We start from the raw sequence: 12,150 nt of genomic DNA, 5'->3' as shown, positions 1-12,150 counted from the left end.
GCGCGTGAAGGCCCCCTTCACTCGGCTCAGCCGAGGAAACTCGACCTTCACACCTTGCCAAGTACATGAAGGCCCCCTTCACTGCGTCTAGCGCAAGGAAGGGGGCCTTCATGTACTTCAGGGCGACCGGCTACCCGACCCGTCGCTTCACGTGGTCCGGCACCGTCCACTCACCGACGAGATCCGCCGACGGCTCCGGTTCGCCGAAGACGGTCCGCACCGGAAGCACCCCCGCCCACGAGAGATCGGCCGCGACCTCGTCCTCGGGGTCGTCGGGCCCCTCGCCGCGCATCTTCACCGAAGCCTCGGTGAGGTCCAGCTCCAGCACCGAAACGGACGCGAACTCCTTCGCGTTGACGTCCCGCGCGTGTTCCCACGAACCGGGCGCGAGGTGGTCGGTCAGCACGTGGAGCCCGTGCATCTTGCGCTCGCGATCGGTGACCGCGGCCGCCCTGCCCAGGATCACCGCGCTGCGGTAGTTCATCGAGTGGTTGTTGACCGAGCGCGCGTAGACGATGCCGTCGAGCAAGGTCACCGTGACGCACACCTCGACGCCGTCGGAGTCGCGCATACTCCTCGCGCCGGTCGATCCGTGCAGGTAGAGCGTGTCGCCGTCGCGTCCGTAGCCGGTCGGGATGACCAGCGGGACGCCGTCGCGCACGACACCGAGGTGGCAGACCAGGCCTTCGTCGAGCACCGAGTACAACGCCGAGCGGTCGGTGAGGGCGCGGTTCTTCTTGCGGCCGAGGGTGGTCCGGTCGGTGGGAGAGAGCGGGGTCGACATGCCAGCAGTCTCACCCACGAGAGTGGCCTGTAATAATGTCCAATTCTCCTATACTTGAGAAGGCCACTTCCCGTAAGCGCGGAGAACACCATGTCCGACACCGCTCTGCCGGTCAGTCTCGACCGCGATTCGCTCGTCCCGCTCGCGGTTCAGCTGGCCGACGCGTTGCGCGCGGCCGCGGGCGACGGGCATCTGCGCGGCGGCGACAGGCTGCCCTCGACCAGGGCGCTCGCGAGCCGTCTCGGCGTCAGCCGCACGGTGACGTCGGCGGCGTACGAGCAGCTTCACGCCGAGGGCTGGATCGCCGGCCGTCATGGCTCCGGCACGTACGTCACCACCACGCCACCCGCGGACCGGCCTTCCAAAGGGCCCGCGCCGGGCGTCCCCGCCAAGCCGCCCACGCTGGTCGACCTCACGCCGGGCGTCCCGTGGGCCGATGGCATCGAAAAGGCCGCCTGGCGCCGCGCGTGGCGGGCCGCCGCCGACCCGCGCCCGACCTATCGCGAGGACAGGGCCGGGCTGCCCGCGTACCGGGACGCCGTGTCCGAGCATCTGCTGCGGCACCGAGGCCTCGCCGCCGGGACGGTGCTCGCGACCGGCGGGACGACGGCCGCGGTGATCGAACTCGCGGGCGCGTTGCTCTCACGCGGTGACCGGGTCGCGATCGAGGAGCCGGGTTACCAGCGCGCGGTGCAGGCGTTCCGGCGGGCGGGGATGGAGGTCGTGCCCGTCCCGGTCGACGAGGAGGGCCTGCGCCCGGACGCCGTCCCCGCGGACGTCCGCGCGGTGTACTGCTCGCCCGCGCACCAGTACCCGCTCGGCAGCCGGATGAGCGCGTCCCGCCGCGTCGACCTGGTCGAACTCGCGCGCGCCAACGGCATCCTGGTGATCGAGGACGACTACGACGGTGAGCTGCGGTTCGACGTCGCGCCACTGCCGCTGCTGGCCGCGCTCGCGCCCGACGTGGTCGCGCATCTCGGGACCACGAGCAAGATCCTCACGCCCGCGCTGGGCGCGGGCTGGATGGTCGCGCCGTCCCAGGTCGCGGCCGCGGTGCTGGAGTACCGCGAAGCGACCGGGACACGCCCTTCGCCCGCCGGGCAGCGGGTGCTCGCCGAACTGGCGCGGCACGGCGATCTGGGCCGTCACCTGCGGAAACTCCGGCGTGAACTGTCGGAGCGCCGGTCCCTCGTGTCGGCCGCGCTGACGTCGGCGGGGATCGCGGTGCTCGGCGACGACGCGGGCGCGCATCTGGTCGTCCCGTGCGGCTCGGCGGCCGACGAGGCGGCGCGGATGGCGGCGGCGGAACGCGCCGGGATCCGGCTCGACGGGCTGGCCCGGCATTTCGCCGGGACGCCGACGGTGTTCGGGAACCTCATCGGCTACGCGGGCTGTTCGCGCGAAGCACTGCATTCCGCGCTCAAACCGCTGATCCCCGTGCTCGCTTGACCTCCAGCGAACTGGAGGTCATAGCTTGCGATCATGCGTGAGATCAGAGTTTCCCGGTTCGGCGATCCCGGCGTCCTGAAGCAGGTCGAAGTGCCCACCCCCGAACCGGCGGAAGGCGAGCTCCGCGTCTCGGTGACGGCGGCCGGGGTCGGCTGGCTCGACGCCCTCATCCGCCGAGGTGACGGACCCGACGTGTTCGCGGTCGAGCCGCCGTACGTGCCGGGCGGGGCGGTGGCGGGCACCGTCGACGCGGTGGGCGCCGGAGTCGGCGCGACCTGGCTGGGCGAGCAGGTCCTCACCCACGCGCCCGGTGGGTACGGCGGGGGATACGCGGACACGGTCGTCGCGCTGCCGGACGACACCTTCGTGATCCCCGACGGGCTGGATCCCCGGCACGCGGTGGCCCTGTTCGACGACGGCAGTACCGCGCTGGCGTTGCTGGAGAAGACCCCGGTCTCGGCCGGGGAGCGGATCCTGGTGGCGCCGGGCGTCGGAGGGCTCGGCAGTGTGCTGGTGCAGCTCGCCCGTGCGGCGGGCGCGACCGTCTTCGCGGCGGTCCGCGGCGACGAAAAGGCGGCGATCGCGCGGAAACTGGGGGCCGAGCCGGTCGACTACTCGGCGGCGGACTGGACCGGCGACGTCCTCGCCCGCACCGGCGGCCATCGGCTGGACGTGGTCTTCGACGGCGTCGGCGGGGAACTCGGCGCCGCCTCGCTCGCGTTGCTGCGGAACGGCGGCCGCTTCTCCGGCTACGGCATGTCCAGCGGCGCCGAGACCGTGATCGGCGACGCCGACCGTGCCCGGCTGTCCGTTGTGGACATGGCGCAGCTGGTCGGGTTCTGGCCCGACAACCCGCGCCGTGTGCGCGAAGTGCTGCGGCAGGCGGCCGACGGGACGCTGACGCCGGTCATCGGGCGGACGTACCCGCTGGCCGAGGCGGCCGCCGCGCACTCGGACATCGAGGCGCGGCGCTACACCGGGAAGAGTCTTCTGCTGCCTTGATCAGAAGCGCAGCGGCACCGCGGGGAGAGTGGCGGCGACGACCTCGGAAACGGTCTGCAGCGGCCCGGTCCCCGCGGTGTCCGGCACGGTGAGCGCCGTGTAGACGGGGCGGTCCACCACGAACCACGTCGCGGTGCCCTCACCTTCGACCTGCAGCCACTGGACGCCGTTGATCGTCCGCAGCTGCGAGGTCCGGGTGAGCTCCGGCGGCTTGCCGAGACCGCAGCGCAGGACCACCGGGTCGCCGGTGCCCCAGCCGATCGTCGCCTCGGGGGCGGGATCGGCCAGCTTCCGCCGGACCAGCGTGGTCCCGGACGACGTGAGCTCGTGCGGGAGCGCGCCGATGAGTTTCGCGCAGTCGGGTGACCCCGACTGCGGTGCCGGGACCGGGACGAGCGGGAGCGGACCGTCGGCGGCCGGGGCGCCGGATTCCGCGCCGCGGGTCAGCCCGAAGACGGCCACGCCCGCGACGAGCAGGACCGCCAGGCAGGCGGCCGCGATCAGCAGGGGTTTCGGCGGTGCGCCGGTGTCCGTGTCAGCCACCGGACAACTACACCACCCCTCAGAGATGCACCACCGGGCAGGTCAGCGTCCGCGTGATGCCCTCCACGTTCTGCACCTTGGCGACCACGAGCTGGCCGAGCTGGTCGACGGTGTCGGCCGCGGCCTTGACGATGACGTCGTAGGGGCCGGTGACATCCTCCGAACTGGTGACACCGGGGATGGTGGAGATCTCCGCGGCGACCGCGGCCGCTTTGCCGACCTCGGTCTGGATGAGGATGTATGCGTGGACCACGGCGCGCCCCTTCGTAAAAGTCGGCTCAAGGTAGGAACGTTGTAGCAACGTATCGCCAGCCCCGGGAAAAACCTAGGGCTTCCGACTATCGGTGATCGCTATTTGTCCGGACAAGGGAAAGTGGAGGTGACGGGTGTCACCGAACGACGGCACGGTCGCCGGGACCGGTGAATTCCGGTTGATCGAGGCGGTGACCGCCGGCCGGAAACAGCCGGAGACGACACTGCTCGGACCGGGGGACGACGCGGCCGTCGTGGCCACCCCGGACGGCCGGACGGTGGCCTCCACCGACGTCCTCGTCCAAGGCGTCCATTTCCGGCTCGACTGGTCCAGCGCCGAGCAGGTGGGGCGCAAGGCGGTCGCGGTGAACCTCACCGACATCGCCGCCATGGGCGCGCGCCCGACGTCCGTCCTCATGGGATTCGCGTGCCCCTCGGACACGCCGACGTCACTCGTCACCGAACTCACCCAGGGCATGTGGCTCGAAGCCGACCGCGCGGGGATCGGGATCGTCGGCGGCGACATGGTGCGCGCCGGCCAGATCGTGATCAGTGTCACCGCCCTCGGCGACCTCGGCGGCCGGGAACCGGTGACCCGGTCCGGCGCGCGCCCCGGCGACGTCGTCGCGGTCTGCGGGCGGCTCGGCTGGGCGGCCGCCGGGCTCGCCGTGCTCGGGCGGGGATTCCGCTCACCGGTCAGCGTGGTCAACGCGCAGCGCTGCCCCGAGCCGGACTACGAGGCGGGGATCCGCGCGGCCGACGGCGGCGCGACGTCGATGATCGACGTGTCCGACGGGCTCCTGTCCGACCTCGGCCACATCGCCGAGGCCTCCGGCGTCGGGATCGACGTGCGGACGGCGGACCTCGACGTGTCGAGCAGGCTGACCGAGGTCGGCACCGCGCTCGGCGCCGACCCGCTGAAATGGGTGCTCACCGGCGGCGAGGACCACGCGTTCGCGGCCACCTTCCCCGCCTTCGCCGACCTGCCGGAAGGCTGGACCGAGATCGGCGTCGTCACCATGCCGGATTCCGGGGTGACGGTGGACGGGAAGCGGTACGGGCACGACAGCGGCTGGCAGCACTGGCGTTAGGAGCGTGGGGCCCACCAGGTCGATTCCGCGGCGGCGGTGAAGCCGAGCGATTCGTACAGCGGCCTGCCCAGCCGGGACGCGGTGAGGGTGACCGGCAGCCCCGCCAGCGGGGCGAGGGAGCCGAGCATCACGGCTCGTCCCACGCCGCGCGAGCGGAAGGCGTCCGGCGTGCCGACCCAGTAGTGGCTGCCGAAGCCGTCGTCGACGACGGTGACGCACGCCCCGGCGACCTCGCCGTCGAGCCGCGCGATGAACACCTCGACGCCCGGCTGGTCGAGGACGGCCCTGGGGAACATCTCGCCGGGCCGGAAGCGCGCGAGTTCGAACGCTTCGATCACCACGCGTTCGGCCGCCCGGAGGCCGGCTTCCTCGCGTACCCGGACCACTTCCATCGCGGGTTCGGCGACCGGGGAGGGCGGGCGCAGCATGACGGGCATCCGCCAGCTGCGCATGTCCCCGAGATGGTTCAGATCGGTGACGCTGAAGGGATCCTCGGCCTCCACCGGCCCCGTCGCCCGTGCGGCGAGCTCGGTGATCTCCGCCAGCTCGTCCGTGGTCAGGCCGGGCTCCTGGATCAGCACGCGCAGCCCCGCGCGCTCGTCCCCGGCGACGGCGAGGAAGCCGCGACGGCGGATCACCTCGTGGCCGCGGGACCGGCCGGTCGCGGCCCAGAACGCGGCGGAGTTGCGTGCCTGACGCAGTGGCGTTTCGGCGAGGCCGGTTTCGCTCGTCATGAGCAGAACGTAGCGCTCGCTTCCGTCGCCGTACGGCGGATCGCTAATCTCGCGCCCATGGACCTTCGTGTGCTGGCCTACGACCACCCCGACGCGGTGAAGCTGCTGGCCGAAGCGCAGCTCGAGCTGGCCGCCCGGTACGGCAGCGAAGACGAGACACCGATGGACGCGGCGCAGTTCGCCCCGCCGAGGGGGCTGTTCGTGGCCGCCTACCTCGACGACGTCCCGGTCGCGTGTGGCGCCTGGCGGGCGCACGACGGGCCGGACCCCCTGTTGCCGGGCGACGCCGAGATGAAACGTGTGTTCGTGATGGCTTCGGCGCGAGGCCGCGGAGTGGCGAGGGCGATCCTCGCCGATCTGGAACGGACGGCCGCCGAGGCCGGACGGCTGCGCATGGTGCTGGAGACCGGGGACAAGCAGCCGGAGGCCATCGCGCTGTACGAATCGGCGGGTTACCGGGAGATGCCGGGCTTCGGGTACTACAAGGACGAGCCGGAAAGCATCTGTTACAGCAAGCCGCTGGTCTAGGAGAACGCATGCCGATCTACGCGCTGGGCGACCTCGAACCTTCGATCCACCCGGACGCCTACGTCCACCCCGACGCGACGGTGATCGGCGACGTCCGTATCGCCGCTTTCGCGTCGGTTTGGCCGCAGACCGTGCTGCGCGGCGACCATGGGTACATCGAGATCGGCGAGCGGTCCAACGTCCAGGACGGCTGCGTCCTGCACTGCACCCGCAGGGAGCCGACGATCATCGGGAAGTCCTCCGCCGTCGGGCATTCGGTGCACATCGAAGGCGCGCGGATCGGCGAGGGCTGCCTGATCGCGTCGGGATCGGTGGTGCTGAACGGAACCGTCGTCGAGGACGGCGGGATGGTCGGCGCGGGCGCGGTTCTCTCCTACGGGTCCTATGTGGACAGTGGACATATCGCGCTCGGCGTGCCCGCGAAGACACGGCCGAACACGTCGTTCGGGCCGGACAAGATCAAGCTGGTCGTCGACGGGTATGTCGAGCGTGCGGCCCTTTTTCGTAGAGAACTCCGTCGGGTCGAACTCCGGCGGCTCGACCCACGTGAGTAAGCTCGCACGCCGTGACCGCACGACCGCTGCAGGACATCGTCGAAGCAGGCTGGGCGCAGGCCCTCGAACCGGTGGCGCCGCAGGTCGCCGCGATGGGGGAGTTCCTCCGCGCGGAGATCGCCGCCGGCCGGACCTACCTCCCGGCGGGTGAACACGTGCTGCGGGCGTTCCAGCAGCCGTTCCACGACGTGCGGGTGCTGATCGTCGGGCAGGACCCGTACCCGACGCCCGGGCACGCGGTCGGGCTGAGCTTCTCGGTGGCGCCGGACGTCCGGCCGATCCCGAAGAGCCTGATCAACATCTACAAGGAGTACTGCGAAGACCTCGGGCACCCGCTGCCGTCGAACGGCGACCTGACGCCGTGGGCCGACCAAGGGGTCCTGCTGCTCAACAGGTCGTTGACGGTGCAGCCCGGGAAGTCGAACTCGCACCAGGGCAAGGGCTGGGAAGCGGTCACCGAGCAGGCCATCAAGGCCCTCGCGGCGCGGGACGAGCCGATGGTGGCGATCCTGTGGGGGCGCAACGCGCGGAACCTGAAGCCGATGCTGGGGCAGGTGCCGTGCATCGAGTCGGCGCACCCGAGCCCGCTTTCGGCGCACGCCGGCTTCTTCGGGTCGCGGCCCTTCAGCCGGGCGAACCAGCTGCTGGAGCAGCAGGGCGCCGGCCCCGTGGACTGGAAGCTTCCCTGACCTTTCGCGCGTGAAGGCCCCCTTCCCTCGGCTCAGCCGAGGGAAGGGGGCCTTCACGCGCTTCGGTGGCAGCAGTGACCGGTGTGACTCCTGAGGTTTCGCCGAAGTCTGTGAAGGCCTCCTTGAGGGACTCTGGGTCCCTCAAGGAGGCCTTCACTACTTCCTGGGCTGGGGTGGGCGCTTCGGAGTACATGAAGGACCCCTTCCTGTACCTGGGCGCAAGGATGGGGTCCTTCATGTACTCGGGAAGGTGTGAAGGCCGAGTTTCTTCGGCTCAGCCGAGGGAAGGGGGCCTTTACGCGCCTCCGCTGTGACTGGTGGTGCTACTGAGTCGCGTGGGAAATGCCCGAACAGAAGCCGCCACCGAACCCGCCCATAAAAAATGGCGGGCGCTCCGGAGAGCACCCGCCATTCCCCAAAAACCTGGCTCAGCCGCGAACGACCTTGCCCGCCTTGATGCACGAGGTGCAGGCGTTCAGGCGCTTGCGCTGGGACAGACCGATCTTGGCGTGAACGGTCTGGATGTTCGGGTTCCACCGGCGGTTGGTACGCCGGTGGGAGTGCGAGACCGACTTGCCAAAGCCCGGTCCCTTGCCACAGACGTCGCACACGGCAGCCACGTCGAACTCCTCTGGATCTGGGACAAAGAATGACGCGCCCAGCATGCTGGGCAACTCGACCATAGTAACCAGTGGCTCAGAGCCCTCCGGCACCGGGTCGATACCCTCGCTGGAACAGCTAGGAGGTTACGGGGTGCGGGTGCTGGACGTGGCGGCGGTGTCGGCCTGGTCGGTGGCCTGTGCGCACAGCTTGGCGGTGCTGCGGCCGGCGATCGACGGCATCAACGTCTACCCGGTCGCCGACTCCGACACCGGTTCCAACCTGCTGTTCACCATGACCGCGGCCCGCGACGCGCTGGCGGAGGCCGAGCCCGCGACGACCGCCGAGGCGCTGGCGGCGTTCGCCAAGGGCGCGGTCGCGGCGGCCAAGGGCAACTCGGGTGTGATCATGTCGCAGGTCGTGCGCGGGATCGCCGAGTCGGCGGCCGCGAGGGAGCTCGACGGGCCCGGGCTCGCGGAGGCGCTCGGCTGTGCGGACAGGGCCGCCACGGGCGCGGTGAGCCGTCCGGTGGCCGGGACCATCCTGACCGTCCTCCACACCGTCGCCGCGGCGGTCCGGGACGCGACGGGCTCACTCGAAGAGGTCGCCGCCGAAGCCGCGCGCGTCGCCGCCGAAGCACTCGAAGAGACCCCGAAGCAGCTGCCCGTCCTGGCGGTGGCCGGCGTGGTCGACGCGGGTGCCCGCGGCCTCGTCGCGGTCCTCGACGCCCTGTACGGCGTGATCTCCGGCGGTCTCACCGAACCGGAGCACCCGCTCGAAGCGCATCACCATCACACGATCGAGGCACCGACCGCGTGGGAGGTCATGTACCTGCTCGACGGCGTCGACGAAACCAGCCTCCCCGGGCTTCGCAAGACCCTCAGCGGCCTCGGCGACAGCGTCACGGTCGCCGGTGACGGCGCCGGCGCGTACGCCGTCCACGTCCACTGCGCGGACATCGGCGCGGCGCTGGAGGCCGGCATCGAGCTCGGCCGCCCCCGCCGGGTCCGGGTCGAACCGTTGATCACGCCCACCCCGGTCGAGGTCGGCGGCGGTATCGACCGTTCGGTGGTCGCCGTGGTCCACGGCGGGCCGCTGGCCGAACTCCTCCGCGCGGAGGGGGTCGCGGTGCTTTCGGTCCCGCACGGGGTCCAGCCGACGGTCGAGGAGATGCTGGGCCTGATCAACGAGGCCGCCGGGCATCACGTCACCGTCCTTCCCGGCGGTCAGGAGCTGACCGCGGCGGCCGACGCGGCCGCGGGGCACGCGATGGCCGCGGACCGCGACGTCGTCGTCATCCCGTGCGTGTCACCCGTCCAGGTGCTCGCCGCGCTGGCCGTCCACGACCAGGACCGCCGCACCAACGACGACGTCGTCGCGATGGCCGAGGCGGCCGCCGCCACCAGGCGTGGCGAACTGAGGATCGCGCAGGAGGAGTCGCTAACCTGGGTGGGCCGGGCGCAGGCCGGTGACGTCGTCGGCCTCGTCGACGGTGAGGTCGTGCTGATCGAGCCCGCGCCCGCCTCGGAGACGAGCCTGGTCGCGGCGGCGGTCGGCGTGCTGAACCGGATGCTGGCCCTCGGCGGCGAGCTGGTCACCGTGCTGACCGGGCAGGACGCGCCGGTCCGGCTCCCCGGTGAGCTGGCCGATCAGCTGCGCCTGGAGCATCCCGAGGTCGAAGTGACGAGTTACGCGGGCGGCCAGACCGGCGCCGTGCTGCTGATGGGGGTGGAGTGACCGCATGACCAACCTGCGCGCGGACCTCAAGCTGGTCGTGGGCGCGGCGACGGCGAAGGCACTCGCCAAGGGCCTCAAGATCGAGACGGTCAGCGACCTCCTGCGCCACTACCCCCGCCGCTACGCCGAGCGCGGGCAGCTCACCGACATCGCCGGGCTCGAACTCGGCGAGCACGCCACCGTGATGGCGCGCATCGAGCGCGTCACCAAGCGCCGGATGAAGGCGCGCAGCGGCACCTTGCTCGAAATGGTGATCACCGACGGCAAACGCCGCCTGCAGTGCACCTTCTTCAACCAGGCCTGGCGCGAAAAGGAGCTCGTCCCCGGCAAGAACGGGCTTTTCGCGGGCAAGGTCACCGCCTTCCGCGACGTCCTGCAGCTGGCGAACCCCGAGTACGAACTGTTCGACGCCGAACGCCAGGCCGAGGCGATGGACGACTTCCTCGCCGAGATCATCCCGGTGTACCCGGCGGCGCAGGGGATCCCGACCTGGGTGATCGCCAAGGCCGTGCGGCAGGTGCTGGACGTGCTGGAGGTCGACGAGGATCCGATGCCGATCGAGCTGCTCGCGCGCTACGGCCTGCCCAGCCTGGAAAGCGCGCTGCGCGGGATCCACCGGCCGTCGAGCTGGCAGGCGCTGAACTCCGCGCGGGACCGGCTCAAATGGGATGAAGCCATGGCCGTGCAGCTGATTTTCGCGCAGCGCAGGCATTCCCTGGTCTCGCGGCCCGCGAAGGCCTGCCCGCACAAGGACGACGGCATCCTCGACGCCTTCGACAAACGGCTCCCGTTCGCGCTCACGGCGGGCCAGCAGGAGATCGGCGAGGAGATCGCCGGGGATCTGTCCACCGAGCATCCGATGAACCGGCTGCTGCAGGGTGAGGTCGGTTCCGGCAAGACCGTGGTCGCGTTGCGCGCCATGCTGCAGGTCGTCGATTCCGGGCGGCAGGCGGCGATGCTCGCGCCGACGGAGGTCCTCGCCGCGCAGCACGCCCGCTCGCTGCGCGAGATGCTCGGCGATCTCGGGCAGGCGGGCGAGCTCGGCGGCGCCGAGAACGCGACGCGCGTGACCCTGCTGACCGGTTCGATGGGCGCCAAGGAACGCAAGAAGGCGTTGCTGGAGACGGTCAGCGGTGAGGCCGGGATCGTCGTCGGCACGCACGCGCTCATCCAGGACACCGTGTCGTTCGCGGATCTCGGCCTGGTCGTGGTCGACGAGCAGCACCGCTTCGGGGTGGAGCAGCGGGACGCCTTGCGCTCCCGTGGCGCCGACGAGACCAGCCCGCACGTGCTCGTCATGACGGCGACACCCATCCCGCGCACGGTCGCGATGACCGTCTACGGCGATCTGGAGATCTCCGCGCTGCGCGAGATGCCGGTCGGCCGGTCGCCGATCAAGACGTCGGTGGTTCCGGTCGCGGAGCGGCCCGCCTGGCTGGACCGGGCGTGGCAGCGGGTCCGCGAGGAATGCGGCAAGGGCCACCAGGCGTACATCGTCTGCCCGCGCATCGGCGACGAACCGGCGTCGGACAAGGGCGACAAGCGGCCCGCGCTCGCGGTCCTGGACGTGGCGCCCGAGCTGGCCGAAGGACCGTTGAAGGGCCTCAAGATCGGGGTCCTGCACGGCCGGATGCCTCCGGATGACAAGGACGCCGTGATGCAGGCGTTCTCCAGGGGAGACCTGGACGTGCTCGTCGCCACCACCGTGATCGAGGTCGGGGTGAACGTGCCGAACGCGACCGCGATGGTGATCATGGACGCCGACCGGTTCGGCATCAGCCAGCTGCACCAGCTGCGCGGGCGGGTCGGCCGGGGCAGCGTGCCGGGGCTCTGCCTGCTGGTCACCGAGACCCTGGACGGGACCACCACCCGCGAGCGGCTGGCCGCCGTCGAGTCCACGACGGACGGTTTCGAACTGTCCAGAATGGACCTGGAACTGCGCCGCGAGGGCGACATCCTCGGCGCCGCGCAGTCGGGGAAGAAATCCACCCTGAAGCTGCTGTCGCTGCTGCGCGACGAGGACGTCATCGCCGAGGCGCGGGCCCGTGCGTTGGAAATCGTCGAAAAGGACCCGGCCTTGGGTAATTATTTGGGGCTGGCGCACATGATCGCCGACGTCGTCGACGAAGATCGCGTGGAGTACCTGGAAAAAAGCTGACGTGAACAGCTCTGCCCGATCGGACCTTG

13 protein-coding genes are annotated in these 12,150 nt (G+C 70.9%); 8 read left to right on the top strand and 5 right to left on the bottom strand.

Annotation, left to right across the window (positions count from 1 at the left end; genetic code table 11):
* Positions 1 to 130: 130 nt before the first annotated feature.
* Positions 131 to 784 carry a pyridoxamine 5'-phosphate oxidase family protein gene (locus ACOCEP_RS01750; protein WP_482335424.1) on the bottom strand — a complete coding sequence of 218 codons (654 nt, stop codon included), beginning with the start codon at positions 782 to 784 and terminating at the stop codon, positions 131 to 133.
* A 90-nt stretch (positions 785 to 874) separates the two neighbouring features.
* On the opposite strand from ACOCEP_RS01750, the gene pdxR reads away from it, so the two are divergent.
* Together pdxR and ACOCEP_RS01740 are read left to right on the top strand one after the other, a co-directional pair.
* Complete coding sequence (gene pdxR / locus ACOCEP_RS01745) at positions 875 to 2,233, top strand: MocR-like pyridoxine biosynthesis transcription factor PdxR (RefSeq protein WP_482335423.1); 1,359 nt, start codon at positions 875 to 877, stop codon at positions 2,231 to 2,233.
* Positions 2,234 to 2,266: 33 nt separating this feature from the next.
* Positions 2,267 to 3,235 (top strand): zinc-binding dehydrogenase, encoded by a 969-nt coding sequence (locus tag ACOCEP_RS01740; protein ID WP_482335422.1) that lies wholly within the window; start codon positions 2,267 to 2,269, stop codon positions 3,233 to 3,235.
* On the opposite strand, the gene ACOCEP_RS01735 is transcribed toward ACOCEP_RS01740, so the two are convergent.
* Positions 3,236 to 3,778: a DUF3515 domain-containing protein gene (locus tag ACOCEP_RS01735; RefSeq protein WP_482335421.1), complete on the bottom strand. Its 543-nt coding sequence runs from the start codon at positions 3,776 to 3,778 to the stop codon at positions 3,236 to 3,238.
* Between the two features lie 19 nt (positions 3,779 to 3,797).
* Positions 3,798 to 4,031 (bottom strand): Lrp/AsnC family transcriptional regulator, encoded by a 234-nt coding sequence (locus ACOCEP_RS01730; RefSeq protein ID WP_007031456.1) that lies wholly within the window; start codon positions 4,029 to 4,031, stop codon positions 3,798 to 3,800.
* A 133-nt stretch (positions 4,032 to 4,164) separates the two neighbouring features.
* On the opposite strand from ACOCEP_RS01730, the gene ACOCEP_RS01725 reads away from it, so the two are divergent.
* On the top strand, positions 4,165 to 5,121 hold the full coding sequence (locus ACOCEP_RS01725; RefSeq protein WP_482335420.1) for a thiamine-phosphate kinase: 957 nt from the start codon (positions 4,165 to 4,167) through the stop codon (positions 5,119 to 5,121).
* Here the strand turns inward: ACOCEP_RS01725 and ACOCEP_RS01720 are convergent.
* The gene (locus tag ACOCEP_RS01720; RefSeq protein ID WP_482335419.1) at positions 5,118 to 5,855 is read right to left on the bottom strand and encodes a GNAT family N-acetyltransferase; all 738 of its coding nucleotides are present in this window, start codon (positions 5,853 to 5,855) and stop codon (positions 5,118 to 5,120) included. The genes ACOCEP_RS01725 and ACOCEP_RS01720 overlap by 4 nt on opposite strands.
* A gap of 57 nt (positions 5,856 to 5,912) precedes the next feature.
* Between ACOCEP_RS01720 and ACOCEP_RS01715 the strand changes: the two genes are divergently transcribed.
* The 3 genes from ACOCEP_RS01715 to ACOCEP_RS01705 are packed head-to-tail and all read left to right on the top strand — an operon-like array spanning position 5,913 to position 7,626.
* On the top strand, positions 5,913 to 6,383 hold the full coding sequence (locus ACOCEP_RS01715) for a GNAT family N-acetyltransferase (RefSeq protein WP_482335418.1): 471 nt from the start codon (positions 5,913 to 5,915) through the stop codon (positions 6,381 to 6,383).
* 8 nt (positions 6,384 to 6,391) lie between these two features.
* Complete coding sequence (locus ACOCEP_RS01710) at positions 6,392 to 6,937, top strand: gamma carbonic anhydrase family protein (protein ID WP_482335417.1); 546 nt, start codon at positions 6,392 to 6,394, stop codon at positions 6,935 to 6,937.
* An 11-nt stretch (positions 6,938 to 6,948) separates the two neighbouring features.
* Positions 6,949 to 7,626 carry a uracil-DNA glycosylase gene (locus ACOCEP_RS01705; protein ID WP_125673366.1) on the top strand — a complete coding sequence of 226 codons (678 nt, stop codon included), beginning with the start codon at positions 6,949 to 6,951 and terminating at the stop codon, positions 7,624 to 7,626.
* Between the two features lie 428 nt (positions 7,627 to 8,054).
* On the opposite strand, the gene rpmB is transcribed toward ACOCEP_RS01705, so the two are convergent.
* Entirely contained in the window at positions 8,055 to 8,246 is a 192-nt protein-coding gene (rpmB, locus tag ACOCEP_RS01700) for a 50S ribosomal protein L28 (protein ID WP_007031450.1), read from the bottom strand.
* Between the two features lie 133 nt (positions 8,247 to 8,379).
* Here rpmB and ACOCEP_RS01695 point away from each other — a divergent pair, with 133 nt between their 5' ends.
* Together ACOCEP_RS01695 and recG are read left to right on the top strand one after the other, a co-directional pair.
* A complete protein-coding gene (locus ACOCEP_RS01695) occupies positions 8,380 to 9,963 on the top strand; it encodes a DAK2 domain-containing protein (RefSeq protein WP_482335416.1) in 1,584 nt (527 codons plus the stop codon).
* Positions 9,964 to 9,967: 4 nt separating this feature from the next.
* Positions 9,968 to 12,121, top strand: coding sequence for an ATP-dependent DNA helicase RecG (recG, locus tag ACOCEP_RS01690; RefSeq protein ID WP_482335415.1), 2,154 nt, complete (start codon positions 9,968 to 9,970; stop codon positions 12,119 to 12,121).
* Positions 12,122 to 12,150: the final 29 nt, after the last annotated feature.

The sequence above is a fragment of the Amycolatopsis sp. CA-211722 genome, assembly GCF_056828465.1.
This window is presented reverse-complemented; position numbering and strand designations above follow the sequence as displayed.